The 19,852-nt window shown below is 72.7% G+C and carries 17 protein-coding genes and 1 tRNA gene; 12 read left to right on the plus strand and 6 right to left on the minus strand.

The genetic code is table 11. From position 1 onward, the window contains the following. Positions 1–161 precede the first annotated feature (161 nt). Positions 162–2,192, plus strand: coding sequence for a helix-turn-helix domain-containing protein (locus tag ACRRSS_RS04890; protein ID WP_435969983.1), 2,031 nt, complete (start codon positions 162–164; stop codon positions 2,190–2,192). 103 nt (positions 2,193–2,295) lie between these two features. Here ACRRSS_RS04890 and ACRRSS_RS04895 read toward each other — a convergent pair whose 3' ends face one another. After that, entirely contained in the window at positions 2,296–3,558 is a 1,263-nt protein-coding gene (locus ACRRSS_RS04895; protein WP_435969984.1) for an IS701 family transposase, read from the minus strand. A 376-nt stretch (positions 3,559–3,934) separates the two neighbouring features. Here ACRRSS_RS04895 and crcB (ACRRSS_RS04900) point away from each other — a divergent pair, with 376 nt between their 5' ends. The 6 genes from crcB (ACRRSS_RS04900) (at position 3,935) to ACRRSS_RS04925 (ending at position 9,551) form a co-directional block, all read left to right on the plus strand. Further along, positions 3,935–4,348: a fluoride efflux transporter CrcB gene (gene crcB, locus ACRRSS_RS04900; protein WP_435969985.1), complete on the plus strand. Its 414-nt coding sequence runs from the start codon at positions 3,935–3,937 to the stop codon at positions 4,346–4,348. Further along, the gene (crcB, locus tag ACRRSS_RS04905) at positions 4,345–4,698 is read left to right on the plus strand and encodes a fluoride efflux transporter CrcB (RefSeq protein ID WP_435969986.1); all 354 of its coding nucleotides are present in this window, start codon (positions 4,345–4,347) and stop codon (positions 4,696–4,698) included. Before crcB (ACRRSS_RS04900) ends, crcB (ACRRSS_RS04905) begins: the two co-directional genes overlap by 4 nt. Positions 4,699–4,993: 295 nt before the next feature. Further along, positions 4,994–5,083 carry a K(+)-transporting ATPase subunit F gene (kdpF, locus tag ACRRSS_RS04910; protein ID WP_033204243.1) on the plus strand — a complete coding sequence of 30 codons (90 nt, stop codon included), beginning with the start codon at positions 4,994–4,996 and terminating at the stop codon, positions 5,081–5,083. A 9-nt stretch (positions 5,084–5,092) separates the two neighbouring features. After that, the gene (gene kdpA / locus ACRRSS_RS04915; RefSeq protein WP_435969987.1) at positions 5,093–6,757 is read left to right on the plus strand and encodes a potassium-transporting ATPase subunit KdpA; all 1,665 of its coding nucleotides are present in this window, start codon (positions 5,093–5,095) and stop codon (positions 6,755–6,757) included. Further along, positions 6,754–8,871, plus strand: a complete 2,118-nt coding sequence (kdpB, locus tag ACRRSS_RS04920; protein WP_435969988.1) for a potassium-transporting ATPase subunit KdpB — start codon at positions 6,754–6,756, stop codon at positions 8,869–8,871. The genes kdpA and kdpB overlap by 4 nt, the downstream gene beginning before the upstream one ends. Before the next feature lie 5 nt (positions 8,872–8,876). After that, complete coding sequence (locus ACRRSS_RS04925) at positions 8,877–9,551, plus strand: potassium-transporting ATPase subunit C (RefSeq protein WP_435969989.1); 675 nt, start codon at positions 8,877–8,879, stop codon at positions 9,549–9,551. Positions 9,552–9,657: 106 nt separating this feature from the next. Here the strand turns inward: ACRRSS_RS04925 and ACRRSS_RS04930 are convergent, their stop codons facing one another. Next, positions 9,658–10,806 (minus strand): winged helix DNA-binding domain-containing protein, encoded by a 1,149-nt coding sequence (locus ACRRSS_RS04930; protein ID WP_435969990.1) that lies wholly within the window; start codon positions 10,804–10,806, stop codon positions 9,658–9,660. 280 nt (positions 10,807–11,086) lie between these two features. On the opposite strand from ACRRSS_RS04930, the gene ACRRSS_RS04935 reads away from it, so the two are divergent. Then, on the plus strand, positions 11,087–12,424 hold the full coding sequence (locus ACRRSS_RS04935; protein WP_435969991.1) for an esterase-like activity of phytase family protein: 1,338 nt from the start codon (positions 11,087–11,089) through the stop codon (positions 12,422–12,424). A gap of 85 nt (positions 12,425–12,509) precedes the next feature. On the opposite strand, the gene ACRRSS_RS04940 is transcribed toward ACRRSS_RS04935, so the two are convergent. After that, a complete protein-coding gene (locus tag ACRRSS_RS04940; protein ID WP_435969992.1) occupies positions 12,510–13,127 on the minus strand; it encodes a TetR/AcrR family transcriptional regulator in 618 nt (205 codons plus the stop codon). A gap of 164 nt (positions 13,128–13,291) precedes the next feature. Between ACRRSS_RS04940 and ACRRSS_RS04945 the strand changes: the two genes are divergently transcribed. Next, positions 13,292–13,732, plus strand: coding sequence for a hypothetical protein (locus tag ACRRSS_RS04945; RefSeq protein WP_435969993.1), 441 nt, complete (start codon positions 13,292–13,294; stop codon positions 13,730–13,732). A gap of 56 nt (positions 13,733–13,788) precedes the next feature. On the opposite strand, the gene ACRRSS_RS04950 is transcribed toward ACRRSS_RS04945, so the two are convergent. The 3 genes from ACRRSS_RS04950 to ACRRSS_RS04960 all read right to left on the minus strand — a co-directional run bounded on the left by ACRRSS_RS04950 (position 13,789) and on the right by ACRRSS_RS04960 (position 15,192). Next, on the minus strand, positions 13,789–14,475 hold the full coding sequence (locus tag ACRRSS_RS04950; RefSeq protein WP_435975250.1) for a DsbA family oxidoreductase: 687 nt from the start codon (positions 14,473–14,475) through the stop codon (positions 13,789–13,791). 88 nt (positions 14,476–14,563) lie between these two features. After that, positions 14,564–14,926 carry an antibiotic biosynthesis monooxygenase gene (locus ACRRSS_RS04955; RefSeq protein WP_435969994.1) on the minus strand — a complete coding sequence of 121 codons (363 nt, stop codon included), beginning with the start codon at positions 14,924–14,926 and terminating at the stop codon, positions 14,564–14,566. Positions 14,927–15,119: 193 nt separating this feature from the next. Further along, positions 15,120–15,192: transfer RNA gene (locus tag ACRRSS_RS04960), tRNA-Arg, on the minus strand. 302 nt (positions 15,193–15,494) lie between these two features. Between ACRRSS_RS04960 and ACRRSS_RS04965 the strand changes: the two genes are divergently transcribed. The 3 genes from ACRRSS_RS04965 to ACRRSS_RS04975 all read left to right on the plus strand — a co-directional run bounded on the left by ACRRSS_RS04965 (position 15,495) and on the right by ACRRSS_RS04975 (position 19,722). Then, positions 15,495–17,105 carry a dynamin family protein gene (locus ACRRSS_RS04965; protein WP_435975251.1) on the plus strand — a complete coding sequence of 537 codons (1,611 nt, stop codon included), beginning with the start codon at positions 15,495–15,497 and terminating at the stop codon, positions 17,103–17,105. A gap of 1 nt (position 17,106) precedes the next feature. Further along, entirely contained in the window at positions 17,107–18,996 is a 1,890-nt protein-coding gene (locus ACRRSS_RS04970; RefSeq protein WP_435969995.1) for a GTPase, read from the plus strand. 225 nt (positions 18,997–19,221) lie between these two features. Continuing rightward, positions 19,222–19,722 carry a single-stranded DNA-binding protein gene (locus ACRRSS_RS04975; RefSeq protein ID WP_435969996.1) on the plus strand — a complete coding sequence of 167 codons (501 nt, stop codon included), beginning with the start codon at positions 19,222–19,224 and terminating at the stop codon, positions 19,720–19,722. Positions 19,723–19,852: the final 130 nt, after the last annotated feature.

Here is a 19,852-nt window from a genome sequence, read left to right on the forward strand (position 1 = left end):
GCGGACCGCGAGGGGAACGGTGACGTCACGACGGGACCGCGACCGGGAATGAAGTGCCGCAACTCACCGTTGACCGACTCCCGAAGCCGAATTAGTTTCGGCGAGCAGTACGGGTTTCCTCCCAGGTGCCCGATTTCGCTCGACCACGGGGGTACGGGGCCATGACGTTGCACGGCGCGGACGGAGCCGGTGGTGCCGACGCGCTGCTCACGGTCCTCGAACTACTCGCCCGGCAGGCCCCGCCCGCCCGCTTCGACGCCCTCCTCGACGACGCCCGCCGCTCCGGACTGGCCGACGGGGAACTGGCCCGCCTCGAACGGGCCGTCGCGCTCGCGGGCGAGGTCCACACCGGGCGCGAGCACGAGGCGCGCCGCGAGGCCGGACTCGCCACCCTCACCGACACCGCCCGGGACCTGACCTTCTCGTACGACCTCGACAGCCTGCTGCGCGTCATCACCCGCCGGGCCCGCCGGCTCCTCGGCCTCGACCTCGCGTACGTGACCCTCCGCGGCCCGGACGGAGCCTGCCACGTCCTCACGACGGAGGGCTCCCGCACCGGCGGCACCGAGGGGCCCCGGCTCGCCCCCGGGCTCAGGATCGCCGACGGGTACGGTCTCGGCGGCGCCGTCCAGCTCCACGGCGAGCCCGTCTGGACGGCCGACTACCTCGCCGACGAGCGCTTCGCCCCCTCGGGCTCCCTCGACGCCGGTGTCCACGCCCCCGACTTCGACGAGGCCGCCGAAGCGGCCCTGCGCGCCGAGGACCTCCACGCGATCATGGCCGCGCCGCTGCGCAGCGGCGACACCGTGATCGGCGCCCTCCACGGCGCCGACCGGCGCGTCCGCGACCACACCTCCGAGGAGATCGGGCTCCTCGCCGCCCTCGCCGACCTCGCCGCCCTCGCCGTCGAGAAGGCCGGCCTCCTCGACCGCACCCGGGCGGAGGTCTCCGAGCTGGAACGCGACAGCTCCCGGGCCCGCACCAGCCTCACCCGGATGCGGCACGTCAGCGAGGCCCACGGCCGGATCATGAACCTCGTCCTCGCGGGCGGCGACCTGTGCAACGTGGCCAAGGCCGCCGCCGACGCCCTCGACGCCACCGTGATGATCCGCGACCAGGGCGGCCGCTGCCTCGCCATCGCCGGCGACTTCCCCGGCCTCGACGAGGAGGCCGTCGCGAAGGCCTCGCTCGACGCGCACGCCCGCCGCCGCCCGGTCCCCGCCGCCGACGACACCTGGGTGGCCCCCGTCATCGCCGGCTCCGAGGACCTCGGCGGCCTCGTCGTCCGCGCCGCCGGCGGCCTCACCGGCGAGGACGAACGGCTCCTCGAACTCGCCGCCCAGTCCGTCGCCTTCCTCCTCCTCATGCGCCGCTCCACGGCCGTCGCCGAGGGCCCCGTCCGCGACGAACTCCTCGACGACCTCATCGCCGACCCGCCGCACGCCCCGCAGCAGATCGCCCAGCGGGCCCGCCGGCTCGGCGTCGACCTGCGCAAACCGCACGTCCTCGTGGTCGCGCGCCCCGAGGGCGGCGAACAGGGCCGGGCCGTGGTGTGGGCCTCCTCGTACGCGTACCGCCTCTCCGGCCTCAAGACCGTGCAGGGCGGCTGCATCGTGCTGCTGCTCCCGGGGATCGACGCGTCCGCCGCCGCCAAGGCCGTCGCCGCCGAACTGTCCCCGTTGCTCGGCCACCCCGTCTCGGTCGCCGCCGCCGGACCCGGCCAGAGCCCGGACGGCGTCGCACGGATGCACCAGGAGGCCGGACGCTGCCTCGACGCGATGAGCGCGCTCGGCGGCAGCGGCTCGGCCGCGTCCGTGCAGGACCTGGGCTTCCTGGGGCTGCTGCTCTCCGACGACAACGACGTCGACGGCTTCGTCGAGGCGGCGATCGGGCCCGTACTCGACTACGACGCCGAGCGGTTCACCGACCTCACCCACACCCTGGAGGCGTACTTCGCCTCCGGCGGCAGCCCGACGAACGCGGCCGAGGCGCTCCACGTCCACCCCAACACGGTCTCCCGCCGCCTGGAGCGGATCGGTGAACTCCTCGGCCCCGAGTGGCAGAAGCCGGGCCAGGTCCTGGAGGTCCAGCTCGCCCTGCGCCTCCAGCGCACCCGGGAGGTCCTGGCCCGCGGCCGCGCCGCGACGGACCCGACCCGCCAGCCGCCGGGCCCGCCGGAGCGCAGCACGTGAGGCCGGGGCGCGGTGCCTGAAACCGGGGCGCGGTGCCCGGACGGGTGGGTCCCGCCGTTCCGCGTGACCCACCCGTCCGGCCCGCCGTACGTCCGGCCCGCGGTCAGCTCGCCGTGCGTCCCGAACCGTAGGTGGGGCCGTAGGACGACTCCCAGTCGGTGGCTGCCATGACCGTCGCCGCGTGGGCGGCGGAGGCCAGCGTGATGTGCCGGTGCCAGCCGCGGAACGAGCGGCCCACGAAGTCCCGCAGCCCCGCCCCCTCGCCGACCTCGACGAAGTCCCGCTCCACCCGGCGGGCCAGCTTCGTCAGCCGCAGCAGGGAGCCGACCGGCGAACCGGTCAGATCGCTGATCCACACCCGCGCCGGGGCGCGCCGGGGATCGTCCCACTCGCCGAGCAGCACCAGCGGTCGCATCCGCTCCCCGCCCGGGGTGGGCAGTGCCACCCGGACGGCCGTGGCGAGCGAGGTCCGCGAGGTCCGCGCGCCGGCCACCGTGTCCACCCAGCTGACCGGCCTGCGCAGGCCCTTGAGCGACTCCAGGATCTGGACGGCGGACAGCGGGCCCGCCCCGAAACCGGGCAGCGAACGGTCGGCGATCGCGAGCCGGGAGCCCGGACCGATCCGCGCCACGACCGGCACCCCGGCCCCGGCGAGCCGGGTGAGGGCCGCCCGCCCCGCACCGCCCCGGATGTCGAGCAGCACCGGCTTGCGGGTGACGTCGGGCCAGCGGGCGGTGTCGAGCGCCGCGGCGACCGCGCACTCCTCCAGCGTCTCCTCGCCGGCCTCCTGGGGAACCTCCGCACGATCGCGCCGCGTGCGGTCGTTCACCCAGGGATCGGGCAGGAACAGACGCCAGTTGACGGGGACGCTCAGCTCGTCGCTCGCGAACCACACGCCGAACGCCTGCTGGCCGTGGAAGACCTGACCGCGCTCCGGGTCGAAGCGCCGGTCCACGCCCACCGAGTGCTCCCCGGCCTTCGGGATCGGCATGGGCCGCACCACCCAGGCCTGCGGGCAGCTGTTCCGCTCCAGGTACCGGGCGAGCTCCGCCCGCATCGGCTGCCAGTCCCAGGTGGAGCTGGAGACGAAGTGGTGCAGGCTCTGCTCGGCGGCGGGGCCGCCGATCTGGGCGGCGATGTTACGGATCGACTTGCGGCCCTGCGCGGTCAGCAGGCCGTGCAGGTACTGCTCGGCCTTCAGACGCTGGTCACGGCGCGGAAAGCCGGAGAACAGCGCGGCACACAGCTCGGCGTAGACGTCCTCGCGCGAGCCGGCCGCGCCGACGGACCTGACGACGCCCAGGGGACCGGCCGGGGGAACAGCCCCGGCGGTGGCCCTGCGCTTGGTTGCGACGGATGTACTCACGACACTCCTGCCCGAAGGTTGCGCAGCTCCCTCCCGCTGCTCCACCACCGTCGCCCGAACCCGCCCCCGGGGACGAGGTGTACCCGGCACCCGAATCGGCCGCCGGATGGTGGCCGGACCACCTGTCGTCGTGTCGTCGCAGGTCACGGGGGTGTCCACGGCCCCCGTCGGGACCCTCACCGGAGGCTTCCGGAATACCCCGCGGGGGGATCTGACACACTCGCCGGCCCGGCTTTGACCCGTCGCAGGGCGTGGCCGGACCATCGCAGAGCGAGGCTGCACGGGCCGGACCCCGGTTAATGCCCCAGGCCGGGGGCCGTGCCCGTGCGCCTCGCCTTGAACCGTCCCGCGCGTCCGTCCTCGTACCCTGGGACGCATGGGACTGCGCGCCGAGCTGCCGGTCGTCACGGTGGTGGCCGTCGGCGGCGCGCTCGGCGCATCCGCCCGCTACGGCGCGGCGCTCCTGTGGCCGACGCCCGAAGGCGCCTTCCCCTGGACGACGTTCGCGGTGAACGCGAGCGGCTGCGCGCTGCTCGGCGTCCTGATGGTGCTCCTGACGGAACGCGCGGCGGCCCCGCACCCGCTTCTCCGGCCCTTCCTCGGGACCGGACTCTGCGGCGGGTTCACCACCTTCTCGACGTACAGCCTCGAATCGGAGCGGCTGCTGAGCGCGGGCGAACCGGTCCGCGGACTGCTCTACCTGGGCGCGACGGTGGTCACCGCGCTCGCCGCCGTCCTGGCCGGGGTCACCGTCACCAGGGCCGTACGGACGGGGGCGGCGCGCGCGTGAACTGGCTGCTCGTCGTCGCCGGAGCCGCCGTCGGCGCGCCCCTGCGCCACCTCACGGACCGCGCCACGAAGGCCCGGTTCGGCCCCGGCTTCCCCTGGGGCACGTTCGCGGTGAACGTCGCCGGCTCGTTCCTGCTCGGCCTGCTCACCGGGGTCGCCTCCACCCAGGTGCACCTGCTGCTCGGCACGGGCCTGTGCGGGGCGCTGACGACGTACTCGACCTTCTCGTACGAGACGCTGAAGCTGTACGAGGACGGGGCGAAGGGGTACGCGGCGCTCAACGTCGCCGGGAGCCTGGCCGCCGGACTCGGAGCCGTATGGCTGGGAGTCCGGACGGCCGGGCTGCTCTGAGCCGCAGCGTCAGGCGGGCCCCGGGAAGGTCCTCGGGACAGGCGCGGGGGAGGCCACCGCGAAGCCTTGGGGAGGGGTTCGCGTAGGGGAAGCGTCAAGACGGGCATTCGTGGCGTTAGGGGCACGTCAACGGAGGCGGTGAGCGCTCCGAGGAGAGGTTTCCTCATCTCGTCCGAGAATCCGTTCTTCCTTCTTCCTGCATCCGGGAGCTCACGATGGCCGACGTGGCCTTCGTCGTCACCACGGTCGCGGTCTTCGCGCTGGTGGCCTTCATCGCCAAGGGGGTGGCCAAGCTGTGAGTGCCGAGAACATCGTCGGTCTGCTCGTCGCGGCCGCTCTGCTTGGCTATCTCGTCCTCGCCCTCGTCAAGCCCGAGAGGTTCTGAGGTACGACCATGAGTCCCGTCCTCGCTGGAGTCCTCCAGCTCCTCGCCCTGATCGTCGCGCTCGGTCTCTCGTACCGCCCGCTCGGCGACCACATGGCCCGCGTCTACTCCTCCGACAAGCACCTGCGGGTGGAGAAGTGGATCTACAAGGGCATCGGTGCCGACCCGGATACGCAGATGCGCTGGCCCGCGTACCTGCGGGGCGTCCTGGCCTTCTCCGCCGTGAGTGTGCTCTTCCTCTATCTGCTCCAGCGGGTGCAGGGGTCGCTGCCCGGCTCGCTCGGTTTCGTGTCGATCGATCCGGACCAGGCGTTCAACACGGCCGCGTCGTTCGTGGCGAACACGAACTGGCAGTCGTACTACGGCGAGCAGGCCATGGGTCACGTCGTGCAGACCGGTGGTCTGGCGGTGCAGAACTTCGTGTCGGCGGCGGTGGGCATCGCGGTCGCGGTCGCCCTGGTCCGGGGCTTCGCCCGGTCCCGTACGGGTGAGCTGGGCAACTTCTGGTCCGATCTGGTGCGGGGTACGGTCCGGATCCTGCTGCCGGTCTCGGTGGTGGGCGCTCTGGTGCTGGTGGCCTGCGGTGCGATCCAGAACTTCTCCGGCATCCACGAGGTCGGCCAGTTCGCGGGCGGAACCCAGCAGTGGAACGGCGGGGCGGTCGCCTCGCAGGAGGTCATCAAGGAGCTGGGCACCAACGGCGGCGGCTACTTCAACGCCAACTCGGCCCACCCTTTCGAGAATCCCAACGGTCTGTCCAACCTCTTCGAGATCTACCTGATCCTCGTCATCCCCTTCGCGCTGACGCGGACCTTCGGCCGGATGGTCGGCTCGCTGAGGCAGGGGTACGCGATCCTGGGGACGATGGCGGCGATCTGGGTCGGCTTCACCGCGCTGATGATGTGGACCGAGTTCGCGCACCACGGCCCGGCGTTCGACCTGGCCGGCGGGGCGATGGAGGGCAAGGAGACCCGTTTCGGGATCGGCGGCTCGTCGCTCTTCGCGGTGGCGACCACGCTGACCTCGACCGGCGCGGTGAACTCCTTCCACTCCTCGTACACCGGTTTCGGCGGCGGTATCACGATGCTGGGGATGCAGCTGGGCGAGATCGCGCCCGGCGGGGTCGGATCCGGCCTCTACGGCATGCTGGTCATGGCGATCATCGCCGTGTTCATCGCCGGACTGATGGTCGGCCGCACCCCGGAGTACCTGGGCAAGAAGATCGGCACCCGCCAGATCAAGTTCGCCGCCTGCTACATCCTGGTCACCCCGGCGCTCGTCCTCGGCTTCACGGCCGTGGCGATGGCCCTGGACACCCCGTCGAACTCGATGACGAACTCCGGCGCGCACGGCTTCTCCGAGATCCTCTACGCCTACACCTCGGGCGCCAACAACAACGGCTCCGCCTTCGCCGGGCTCAACGCCGACACCCAGTGGTTCAACTCGACCATCGGCATCGCGATGCTGCTGGGCCGCTTCCTGCCGATGGTGTTCGTCCTCGCGCTGGCCGGCTCGCTGGCCGAGCAGACGCCCGTGCCGGAGACGGCGGGCACCCTGCGCACCGAGAAGCCGCTGTTCACCGGTCTCCTCGTCGGCACGATCCTCATCATCACCGGTCTCACCTACTTCCCGGCCCTCGCGCTGGGACCGCTCGCCGAAGGGCTCGCAGCATGAGCACCATCACTCCCACCCGGCCCCCGCGGCCCGGGACACCCAGCGGCCGCCCGGCCGAGGCCGGACGCGTCGGCGGCGGACTGTTCGACCCCCAGCAGCTGGTCAAGTCCTTCCCGGACGCGGTCAGGAAGCTCGACCCGCGGGTGATGGTCAAGTCGCCCGTGATGTTCGTGGTGCTGGTCGGCTCGGTCGTGACCACGGTGCTCGCGGTCATGAACGCGGGGGACTGGTTCGGCTGGGCGATCACCGCCTGGCTGTGGCTCACCACGATCTTCGCCAACCTGGCGGAGGCGGTGGCGGAGGGCCGGGGCAAGGCGCAGGCCGACACCCTGCGCAAGGCCAAGACCGACACGGTCGCCCGCCGGATCATCGGCACGAACGAGGAGCGGGTGCCCGGCACCGAGCTGCGCATCGGTGACCTGGTGGTCTGCGAGGCCGGCGACATCATCCCCGGCGACGGTGACGTCGTCGAGGGCGTCGCCTCGGTGGACGAATCCGCGATCACGGGTGAGTCGGCCCCTGTCATCCGCGAGTCCGGCGGCGACCGGTGCGCGGTGACCGGGGGGACGAAGGTGCTGTCGGACCGGATCGTCATCAAGATCACGACGAAGCCGGGCGAGACGTTCATCGACCGGATGATCAACCTGGTCGAGGGCGCGGCGCGGCAGAAGACCCCCAACGAGATCGCGCTCAACATCCTCCTCGCCTCGCTGACCGTGGTCTTCCTGCTCGCCGTCGTCACCCTCAAGCCGTTCGCGATCTACGCCGGCGCCGACGAGCAGACCTCCTTGATCGTCCTGACCGCGCTCCTCGTCTGCCTGATCCCGACGACGATCGGCGCGCTGCTCTCCGCGATCGGCATCGCCGGCATGGACCGGCTCGTCCAGCGCAACGTCCTCGCGATGTCGGGCCGTGCGGTCGAGGCCGCCGGCGACGTCTCCACCCTGCTGCTCGACAAGACGGGCACGATCACCCTCGGCAACCGCCAGGCGGCGGAGTTCGCGCCGGTCGCCGGGGTCACCGAGGCCGAACTCGCCGACGCGGCCCAGCTGTCGTCCCTCGCCGACGAGACGCCCGAGGGTCGCTCGATCGTGGTCCTCGCGAAGGAGAGGTACGGGCTGCGCGAACGCCACCAGGGCGAACTGACGGGTGCCGAGTGGATCGGGTTCACCGCCCAGACCCGGATGTCGGGCGTCGACCTCGTCGAGCACGGGGCCGCCCGCAAGGTGCGCAAGGGAGCGACCGGTTCGGTCGTGGCGTGGGTGAAGGAGCGGGGCGGCAGTGTCTCCGAGGACGCGCAGGCGCTCACGGACCGGATTTCCCAGGCTGGTGGCACGCCGCTGCTGGTGGCTCTGGAGGACGACAAGGGCGCGCGCGTCCTCGGTGTCGTCCACCTGAAGGACGTCGTGAAGGAGGGCATGCGGGAGCGGTTCGACGAACTGCGCCGCATGGGCATCCGTACGGTCATGATCACGGGCGACAACCCGCTGACCGCGAAGGCCATCGCCGAGGAGGCGGGTGTCGACGACTTCCTCGCCGAGGCCACCCCCGAGGACAAGATGGCCCTCATCAAGCGCGAGCAGGCCGGCGGCAAGCTCGTCGCGATGACCGGTGACGGGACGAACGACGCCCCCGCGCTCGCCCAGGCGGACGTCGGCGTGGCGATGAACACGGGAACGTCGGCCGCGAAGGAGGCCGGCAACATGGTCGACCTCGACTCCAACCCGACCAAGCTCATCGAGATCGTCGAGATCGGCAAGCAACTCCTCATCACCCGGGGCGCGTTGACGACCTTCTCGATCGCCAACGACGTGGCGAAGTACTTCGCGATCATCCCGGCGATGTTCGCGGTCGCCTACCCGAGCCTGGACGAACTCAACATCATGGGCCTGGCCTCGCCCGAGTCCGCGATCCTCTCGGCCGTCATCTTCAACGCCCTGATCATCGTCGCCCTCGTGCCCCTCGCCCTCAAAGGCGTCCGCTACCGGCCGTCCAGCGCCGACTCGATGCTCCGCCGCAACCTCGGGATCTACGGCCTGGGCGGCCTGATCGCCCCGTTCATCGGCATCAAGATCATCGACCTGCTCCTCTCCCTCATCCCCGGAATCGGCTGACCACGATGAACAACTCAGCAGCGAACACCGGCCGGGTCCTCTGGGCCGGCCTGCGCGCCCTCCTCGTCCTGACCGTGATCACCGGCGTCCTCTACCCGCTCGCCGTCACCGGCATCGCCCAAGTCGCCTTCCCCGGACAGGCCAACGGCTCCGAGGTCAAGGACAGCGGCGGAAAGGTCGTCGGCTCCGCACTCATCGGCCAGACCTACGACCTGCCCCTGAAGGACGGCGAGGAGACCGCCGCCCCGGACCTGCGCTGGTTCCAGCCGCGCCCGTCCAACGGCCTGGGCTCCAACAGCGTCAACACCCAGTACTCGATCATCCTCTCCGGCGCCACCAACCGCTCCGGCGACAACGAGGACCTGATCACCTGGGTCAAGGACGCCAAGGCCGCCGTCATCAAGGACAACTCGGTGAACGGCTACACGGTGAAGCCGTCGGACGTCCCCGCCGACGCGGTCACCTCCTCCGGCTCGGGCCTCGACCCGCACATCTCGCCGGAGTACGCCAAGCTCCAGGCCCACCGGGTCGCCGAGAGGAACGGGCTCACCGTCGCCCAGGTCGACCGACTCGTCGCCGACCACACCGACGACCGCATCCTCGGCTTCATCGGCGAACCCCGCGTCAACGTCCTCCAGCTCAACACCGCGCTGAAGGACCTGACGAGGACGGCGGGCTGAGGGGCACCGGGGGAGGACAGCGGGTGGTGAGCACCCGGGCGCGGTCCACCGCCGTGAGCCGACGGCCACCGGGGGAGGACGGCGGGCTGAGGGCCGCCGAGCGAGGTCAGCGGCTCGCGAACAGCCGGGTCTCGACCGTCGGGAGGCCCTTGACCCACCAGTGGTCGTAGCGGCCGTAGACCCGGGGGTCCCGGGCGGCCAGGAAGGCGTCGAGCGCCTCGGCCTCACCCGCGATCTCCTCCCAGACCCGGGCGGACAACGGGTGGAAGGCCGAGGCCTCGATGCCTCCCTCGACCGGCCGCCAGACCCCGGCGACGTACCCGTCGACGAGCAGCGTCGGCAACGTGTCACCGTTCACCCGGATCACGTGCTTGCGGTACCCGGGCGGGATCATCCGCCCCCGGTCCGCGTAGGCGAGCAGGACGCTGTCCCACATCGCCATCAGCCGGGGAGGCGCCGGGGTCTCCCCGTCGGGCAGCGGCGCCCCGGGCACGTCGTACAGCACCGTCCCTCCGGGCCCCTCCAGCTGGACGAGATCGCCTTCGAGGAGCCGTACCGCCTCGCGCACCCTGCCCCGCGGCGCCGTCGTGAACTGGGCCATGTCGGGGACGGACGCCGGCCCGAACCCCTCCAGGTAGCGCCGGAGCAGGACGGCGAGCCCCGCGGCCGCCGCGTCCGGATCGGCGAGGACCGGCAGCGTGCTCGCCGTCACGAACGACTGCGCCGTCCCGAACGACCACGGCGGCCCCGAAGGCGCGTGCCACAGCGGCGCGTACTGCCGGATCATCCGCCAGACCACGGCCTCCACCGGCCCGCCCCGCGCCTCCTCCAGGCACTCCCGCATCAGGGCCCCGGTCCGCGCCTCCCCGGCGTACTCCAGCAGGCGTGGCAGCAGCGCGTCGGCGTCCGCGGCGGTGAACCCCGCCGCCTTGTACCGGGGGTCGTGGAGCCGTGAGCCGCGCAGCGTCGGCTCCATGCCCTCACGGAAGGCCCGGTAGTCCTCCGCGTGCACCACGTGCAGCGTGAGCCGCATCAGGGTCGATCTGACCAACTCGAATCCGGCCAGGGCCTCGTCGAGCCGCTCCGGATCGAAGTCCGTGACGCGGTTCCACAACGCCACATAGGGCGAACCCGGTTGCTGCGCCTGAAGCGCCACCACCCGCCGCACGGCGTCCCCGACGCCGATCGGTGCCCGGTCGAGCAGCAACTGCCGTGCGAGGGTGGAGCGGTTGAGGGCGCGGGGGGTCGTCGTCATGGCGTGATTCTCCTCCGGGCGGCGGAGGAGGAGGGGGCGGGTCCCGCCCGACGCCGCGCGTTCACCCAGGACTCGCCCGGCCGTCGTGCGCGCGATGCCCGGCGTTGTGGCCGGAAATGGACCATGAGGTCGCCGCCATGGGGCGACACCCCCGTGCTCGACGCCTCCACGCGTCCACACCCCAGACGCCCAGACGTCCAGACGTCCGTGCCTCCATACGCCCCATACCTCCATACGCCTCATGCCTCCGTGCCTTCCCAGGCCCCCAAAGGGAGTTCAGATGAATCCGCGCCTCCTGCGCCGGCCCGCCGCCGTGGTCCTGCCGCTGTCCGTGGCACTCGCGTGCACGGTGGTCATGGGGACGGCCGAGGCCGAGCCGGCGCGGCACGGCTCCGCCGCCCGCGTCGTCTCCACCTCGACGCTGCCGGACATCCCGCTCGCCCCGTTCAGCAACCGCCTGCTGCCCGGCAGCGTCGACGACGACCGGGACGTCGACCTCGGCGGCATCGGCAGCGACCTCTACCCGGCCGAGCGGCGCGGGGAGTACTGGACGGTCACCGACCGGGGCCCCAACGGCCAGATCTCGGTCGGCAAGGACAAGCGGCGCACCTTCCCCGTGCCCGGCTTCGATCCGGCCATCGTGAAGGTCCGCGCCGTCGGCGGCCGCGTCCAGGTCCTGAAGTCCATCCCGCTCACCACGGCCTCCGGCGCCCCCGTCACCGGCCTGCCCAACCAGCCGGGCCGCGACGAGGCCCCGTACACGTACGACGCCTCGACCCCGCTCCCGTACAACCCGAACGGCCTCGACACCGAGGGTCTCGTACGGGACCGGGACGGCAGCTTCTGGCTGGTCGACGAGTACGGCCCCTCCCTCGTGCACGTCTCCCCGAAGGGCCGGGTCCTCGCCCGCCACGTCCCCGAGGGACTCGCCCTGACCGGCGCGGACTACCCGGTCATCGAGTCCCTCCCGTCGATCTACCTCAAGCGCAAGACCAACCGCGGCTTCGAGGGCCTCGCGCTGCTCCCCGGCGGCGACCTGGTCCTGGCCCTGCAGAGCCCGCTGCTCAACCCCGACAAGGTCGCGGGCGAGGACTCCCGCACGACGCGGCTGCTGCGCTTCTCGACCCGCAAGAACCGCGTCACCGCCGAGTACGCGTACCGCTTCGACCCGGTCGGCGTCGTCGAGCCCGGCCAGACGAAGACGGCCGAGCTGAAGATCTCCTCCGTCGTCGCGCTCGGCGACGACCGCCTCCTCGTCCAGGAGCGCACCGACAAGTCCTCCCGCGTGCACGAGGTACGCCTCCGCCGCGGCTCCGACATCCTCGGCTCCCGCTGGGACACCCCGGTCACCCCGAGCCTCGAACAGCTCGACGACGGGGCGGCCGCGGACGTACCGGTCCTCGCCAAGCGCCTGGTGGTCGACTTCAACACGGTCGAGGGTGTCCCGGGGAAGATCGAGGGCATCGCCCTGGAGGGCTCCTCGACCCTGGTCCTGCTCAACGACAACGACTTCGGCATGACGGACGGCCCCGCGGCCTTCGACGCGAACGGCCGCCTGGTCGACAGCGACGTGGAGACCACCCTGGTCCGGGTGAAGCTGCCCCGCGCGCTGCGCTGACGCGATGGGACGGAGGGGTGGGGCGGGGAGGGGTGGGGCGGGGCCCGGGCGCGGTCACGCCGACGTCGAACCAGCCCGCCCCCGGTCACGCCGACGTCGGACCGGCCTCACCCGTGGCCGCGATACCGCCCTCTCCCACAGCCGCGATACCGGCGATCACCGCGTCGAGACCACGCTTGACGCGGTCGACGCCCCAGCCGCGTTCGGTGCGCTGGAAGTCGAAGAGGCCCGGTGTGTACGCCATGAGGAGCAGGTCCGCCACGTAGGCGGCGTCCACGCCGGGGGCGAGCTCCGTGACCATGCCGACGATCTGCTCGTGGTGTCGGCGGAAGGGGGCGCTGCGGTAGCGCCCCGCCGGTGCGCTCGCCTCGGCCAGGAGCAGCAACTCCCGGTTGTCGTCGACGAGGTCGGCCATGCCGTGCAGGAAGGCGCGCAGACGGTCGTGGGCCGACGGAGCCCCGTCCTGGCAGTGGCGGGCGAAGGTCTCCTGGAAGCGGGTCTCGTTGTCCTCGATCAGGGCGTACACGAGCCCCGCCCGGTTGTGGAAGCGGCGGTAGACGGTGCCGACCCCGACCCCGGCGTCCTTGGCCACCGCGTCCAGGGACAGCTCGGCGAAGCCGTCCGCCGCGAGTCGGCGCCGGGCGGCGTCGAGGATGCGGAGGCGGTTGCGGGCGGCGTCGGCGCGTTCGGTGGGGGCGGTCATGCGGAGCAGCGTAACGGTCGTAGCGGATAGGTCTCCGGTTATCTCTTGAGAACCGGAGGGCTCTCCGCTTAAGCTCGCGTCACACCAACCGGAGAGCTCTCCGGTTCTGGCTCGGGGTCGGCGCACCCAGCGCACCCCGCACGCCGACGAAGGAGACGCCCGCCATGACCACCGTCACCTCCCCCTCCGCCCCCGTCCTGAACGGCCGTGTGATCGGCATCGCGTACCACGCGATCTCCGCCGTAAGGGACCGACTGCTCGTGGACTCGGGCCTGACCTTCCACCAGTCGGTGGCGCTCAACGCCGTCGCCGACGGACTCGACCGCGCCGGCGCCGTCGAGCAGGTGACGGCGAGGCTCAAGATCGGCCCGTCGGAGGTGCACACGCTGCTCGACGAACTCGTCGCCGCCGGGCTGCTCGACGCCGCAGGAGCCTCCGTCACGGAGAAGGGCGACGAGATCCGGCAGGGCTTCACGGACGCGGTGGCGGAACTGGCCGAGCGGCTCTACGGCGACCTCCCGGCGACCGACCGGGAGATCGCCGCCCGCGCCCTCGCCCACGTCACCGCGAGGGCGAACGCGGAACTCGCCGCCGCGCCCGAGTAGCCGCCGGCCGGGTGTACGCGGGTGCGCCTCGGAGGCGGCCCGCACCTCCGGAAGGATCAGCGGCGCGGAGACGAACCCCGCGGGAGCCGGTCGCGCGTGTCCCGCCGGTCAGGGTCGTGCGACGCGGCCAGGGCGTCCTCCAGCAGGGCCCGGAGCCGGGCCGACGACTGGATTCCCGAGGTCGGGGGACCGCCGTCGACGACGAGGGAAGGGACGCTGTCGATGCCCAGCGCGGCGGCGCGGCGCTCGTCCGCCCGAACGTCCTCGGCGAAGGCGTCACCGTCCAAAGCCGCACGGACCTCGTCCGCGGGCAGCCCGGCTGCCACGCCCAGCCGCTCCAGGACCTGAGGGTCGGCGATGTTGCGACCCTCGGTGTGGTACGCCCGCAGCAGACCCTCCAGTACCGCCTCGGACGGACCGCGCTCGGCCGCGAGGTGGAGCAGGCGGTGCGCGTCGAACGTGCTGACCGGCCGGGCGAGGTGGAGATTGAGCTCCAGCCCCTCCCGCCGGCCTTCCGCCTGGATCCGGGAGACCCGCTCGGGCGCCCGGTCGCCCCACCACGCCGTCATCGCCTCGGCGGCCGTCGGACCGGGCGTTCGCCCCTCGTCCGGGGCGAGCTCGTAACTCCGCCAGACCACCTCCACCCGGCCGCTGTCGGCCAGCTGCCGCACGGCGGCCTCGACGCGCCGCTTCCCGATGTAGCACCAGGGGCAGAGCACATCCCCGTACATCTCGACCTTCACCAACTGCCTTCTTCCTTCCGGCTTCCTTCCGGCTCCCTCCCGGGGTGCCGTGCCGACCGTGGAGCGGTACGGCGACGGGTCGGGCGGACTACCGCGTCCGTGGACCGATCTCCCGCACGACCGTGTAGGTGGGGACTCCGCTCATACGGGCCTCGGCCTTGCCGGTGAGCCCTTCCAGGGCCGCGCCGATGGCGGCCATCCGGCCCTCGGTGTCGGAGGTCTCGACGAAGTTGCGGTAGTCGGCCTCGCTCGCCCAGGCCACGATGTTGTAGACCCGGGTGCCGTCCGTGCTCACGTGGAACCGGGCCGAACGGTAGCCGGGGTAGAAGCTGACCCACCGCTCCTGGATGTCGGCGAAGGCACGCACGACCTCGTCCTGGGTCGCGGGACCGTCCACGGTGTAGTCGATGATCGAGTAGAAGCCGTGATCGGTGCTGACGTCGGTGCTCATGTCGGCTCTCCTGCCGCGAGTTGTCCGCGGGGACGGGCGTCGCCCCCTGAGCAGGAGTTTGAAATATCAAGCTAACTTGAGGTCAAGAGCGGTCCTCACCCGACCGCCCCCACCTCCGGCAGCGGAATCCGGACCGGCTCCCGCCACCCCCCGCCAGCAAAAAGACCCTCCCGAAGGAGGGTCGATCGCGGTGCGCCCCCGGCAGGACTCGAACCTGCGGCCAAGTGCTTAGAAGGCACCTGCTCTATCCACTGAGCTACGGGGGCCGGGTGGTGATCGTGTGGTCAGGAGCCCCTTGTGGGTGGGGTGTGGCCTGCCGGGACAAGGATAGGGCTCCGATCGCCTTGGCCCGGTTGCTTCACCTGCGTGGCACGATGTGGAGGTTCGGTGAAGCGGAACGATAATCGCAGGCAGGTGCGATTCGCGCAGCGCTTTTCGCATCGCTCGGGGCGGGTGTTGTGCACTCGTTATGCCTGAGCTTCCGGTCACCGGCCCTCTCTTCGGCGCGCAGGGCCGCAATAGGCTTCAAAAACACTCATAAATTGGGCATTCTTCGCATGTGGTGACCTTGGACGAACGGCCTCAGCTGATCGACGCACTCTCCGCCCTGCGCGACCGTGTCGCCGCCGTGCGTCTCCCCCTCCCCCTCCCCGACACACCACGCGCCCGGCAGACCCGGGCCGAGCTGCTCGCCCAGCTCGACGACTATCTGGTGCCCCGGCTCAAAGATCCCGACGCCCCGCTCCTCGCCGTCGTCGGCGGGTCCACCGGGGCCGGCAAGTCCACGCTCGTCAACTCCCTCGTCGGGCGCCGGGTCAGCGAGTCCGGTGTCCTCAGACCCACAACCCGCACCCCCGTGCTCGTGTGCCACCCCGAGGACCACCACTGGTTCGCCGGGATGCGGGTCCTCCCGCAGCTCACCCGCGTCTGGCTGCCCCAGGCCGACGAGGACCACCCCGCCGACGACGCACCCCCCGAGGAGAACGCCCTGCGCGTCGAGACCGCGTCCTCCATGCCCCGGGGCCTCGCCCTCCTCGACGCGCCCGACATCGACTCCCTCGTCGTCGAGAACCGGCTCCTCGCCGCCGAGTTGATCTGCGCCGCCGACATCTGGGTGATGGTCACCACCGCCTCGCGGTACGCCGACGCCGTGCCCTGGCATCTCCTCCGTACCGCCAAGGAGTACGACGCCACCCTCGTCACCGTCCTCGACCGCGTCCCCCACCAGGTCATCGGCGAGGTATCCCGGCAGTACGAGGCCCTGCTCGACAAGGCCGGCCTCGGCGACGTGCCCCGCTTCACCATCCCCGAGCTGCCCGAATCCGCCGACGGCGGCAGCGGGCTGCTCCCCGACTCCGCCGTCGCCGCCCTGCGCGGCTGGCTCGCCCACCGGGCCGAGGACCCGGCCGCCCGCCAGCAGGCCGCCGACCGGACCGCCTCCGGCGTCATCGACTCCCTCGACGCCCGGCTCCCCGAGCTGGCCGCCGCGGTCGCCGCGCAGTACGCCGCAGCCGTCCGGCTCGGCGGGGCCGTCGAGGCCGCGTACGGCGGACAGGGCAAGCGGGTGCGCAAGGAGCTCGGCCGCGGCGCCGTCCTCGCCGGTGACGCCCGCACCCGCTGGCGCTCCTACCCCCGCGACAGCACCGCCGACGAGCTCCTCGACGCCCTCGCCGAGTCCCTCGCCGCCCTCCTCCACTGCGCCGTCTCCGCCGCCGAGGAGCAGGTCCGGGACACGTGGCGCCGCGAACCCGCCTCCGACGCCCTCGGCCCCCTGCGGACCGGCGGCGACCGCGACACGGCGGAGCGGATCGGCGTGGAGGTGCGGCGCTGGCGCCGTGTCCTCGAAGAACTGGCCGAGGAGGAGGTGCGGAGCGAGGAGCGCCCCTCCACCTCCCGTACGGCCGCCCCCGAGGCCGACACCGTCGCCGCCCTCCTCGCCGCCTCCCTCCTCGGCGGCCGGCGCACCCGGGCCGCGGGCGAACGCCTCGCCGAACTCCTCGGCGCCCAGGCCGCCCTGCGCCTGCGCGACAAGGGCGGCGACCTGGTCCTCTCGTACGTCGACCGTGTCCTGCACGCCGAACGCGACCGGCGCCTCGCGCCCCTCGAAGCACTCGACGTGACCCCCGAGCCGCAGGCGGAGCTGATCGCCGCGCTCTCCGTACTGCAGAAGGAGAAGTGACGTGGTGGACGCGGACGACGAGCGCCGACCGAACGACGGCGAGAGGGACGGGAGAGGCGAGCGGGGTGGGAAGGGCGAGCCGGGGGACCGCGGGCCGGACCGGGAAGGCGGTCGCGGCAGCTGGGACGACGGGCTGATCGCCCGGCGCGCGAGCGAGCGCGCCGCCGCCGTCGGCACGCTGCCCGGGGAGGACGGCCCACCGGACGAGGAGGACACGCTGCCGCCCCTCGGAGGGAACTACGGCGGCCCCCTCCGTGCCCGCCTCGACGCCCTCCACGAACTCGTCGGACTCTCCCGTACGCGGGTCGAGAGCGAGGCCCTCGCCGAGGCCGGACGGGTGCTCGACGAGGCCGCCGCCCGGCAGCGGCTCTCCTCCCGGCACACCGTCATCGCCATCGCCGGCGCCACCGGCAGCGGCAAGTCCACGCTCTTCAACGCCCTCGCCGGCGTTCCCGTCTCCGAGACCGGACTGCGCCGTCCCACCACCTCCGCGCCCATCGCGCTCAGCTGGTCCGAAGGAGCCGCCGGGCTCCTCGACCGGCTCGCCGTCCCCGGCCGGCTGCGCCGCCGCCCCCTCGCGGGCGGCGCCGCCGACACCGGCCTCCAGGGGCTCGTCCTCATCGACCTGCCCGACCACGACTCGGCCGTCACCGCCCACCGCGACCAGGTCGACCGGGTCCTCGGACTCGTCGACGGCGTCATCTGGGTGGTCGACCCCGAGAAGTACGCGGACGCCGCCCTCCACGAGCGCTACCTCCGGCCGCTCGCCGGACACGCCGAGGTGACCTTCGTCGTCCTCAACCAGATCGACCGGCTCGGCACGGAGGCCGCCGACCTCGTCCTCGACGACCTGCGCCGCCTCCTCGACGAGGACGGCGTCGCGCTCGGCGAGCACGGCGAACCCGGCGCCGGTGTCCTCGCCGTCTCCGCGCTGACCGGCGACGGCGTACCCGAACTGCGCGACATGATCGCCGCTTTCGTCCAGGAACGCACCGCCCTCGAACGCCGGCTCGCCGCCGACGTCGACGCCGCCGCCGCCCGGCTGCGCCCGGCCTACCTCGCCGACGGACGGCCCGGCCTCGACGAGCGCGCCCGCGAGGCCTTCACGGACCGGCTCGCGGCCGCCGTCGGCGCCCAGGCCGCGGGCGAGGCCGCCGAACGGGTCTGGCGCCGGGGCGCCATCCGCGCCTGCGGCACCCCCTGGCTGCGCCTCTACCGCTGGTACGAGCGGATCCGCGCCCACGGCTCCACGGACCCGCACCTCTCCTCCCCGGTCGAGGAGGAACTGACGGCTCGCCAACGGGTCGAGCAGGCGGTCAGGATCCTCGCCGACGAGGCCTCGCGCGGGCTTCCGACGCCCTGGGCACAGGCCGTGCGCGAGGCGGCGGCACGCGGCGCGGAGGGACTCCCCGAGGCCCTGGACGAGCTGACGGTCACCCTCGGCGACCCGGCGGCCCGGCCGCCCCGGCCCGCCTGGTGGCCCGCCGCCGTCCTCGCCCAGGTGGTGATGACGCTCCTGCAGGTCTTCGGCGCGCTGTGGCTCGTCGGGCAGATCGTCGGCGTCGTGGAGCCGGGGCTCCTCCCGCCGGTCCTCGTGATGCTCGGCGGCATCGTCGGCGGGCCGCTCGTCGAATGGGCCTGCGAGGGCGCGGTGAAGGGTCCCGCCAAGCGGTACGGGCAGGAGGCCGAGCGACGGCTCCGGGAGGCGACCGCCGCCTGCGGCCGGGCCCGGGTGCTCGACCCGGTGGCGGCGGAGCTGATGCGCTACCGGGAGGTGCGCGAGCAGTACGCGACGGTGGTGGGTACGCGGCCGTCGACGCGGATCGTCGGCGGGAGCCGCGCCGGCGCCGGCCGGCTGGGTGCGACGCGGACGGGGGTACGGGGGAGGTAGCGGCCCTGCCGCCGTCCCCGGGCCCGTTTCCCCGGGGTGGCTCCCCGCTCCTGCCCACCCCCGCCGGTTCACCCTCCCGAGTGAGGGAGTTGTCCACTTCTCCGGGTCTGTCCACAGCCCGCTGCGGGCTCTTCCCCGTGGCCCCACTCTGGTGCGTACCGGATGCGTACCGGATGCGTACCGGGCAGAAGACCGCAGAGTGAACGCAGGGTGGGGGACGGGACAATGAACGACACGACCGTGACGCTCGTCGGCAACGTGGCGACGGCGGTGGAGTACCGGGACACGGCGACAGGAGGGGTGGCCAGGTTCCGCTTCGCGGTGACCTCGCGCCGCTGGGACCGGGAGAAGGCGCTCTGGTCCGACGGTCCGACCAGCTTCTACACGGTGTCGGCCTGGCGCTCGCTCGGGGCCAATCTGGCGGCCTCGGTGTCCGTGGGGGAACCGCTCCTGGTGCACGGGCGCTTGAGGGTGCGTGAGGACGAGCGGGACGGGCAGCGCAAGACCTTCGTGGACGTGGCGGCCCTGGCCGTGGGGCACGATCTGAGCCGGGGAACGGCGGCGTTCCGGCGTGCTGCGCGGTCGGCGCCCGGGCCTGACCAGGAGCGCGATCCCACGGGGGAGGGGATGGCGGTGCTCGGCCCCGCGCCGGATCGGGACCCGTGGGCGGGGGCGGCGGCGGACGCCGTGGCCGAGGCCGCAACTCGCTTGGTGACCGTGTCCTGACCTTGTGTCGTGGCGATTTGTCGACCAACTCGCCTTGCCTGATAACGATTCCGATTCGGAATGGTTATCTGACCGTATGGTCGGGCACCGAGGGGTTCCGCATCCCTAGGATCGCCGGGTACTCATGTGG

Source organism: Streptomyces sp. Qhu_M48 (assembly GCF_051305195.1).
In the GTDB taxonomy this organism is placed as follows: domain Bacteria; phylum Actinomycetota; class Actinomycetes; order Streptomycetales; family Streptomycetaceae; genus Streptomyces.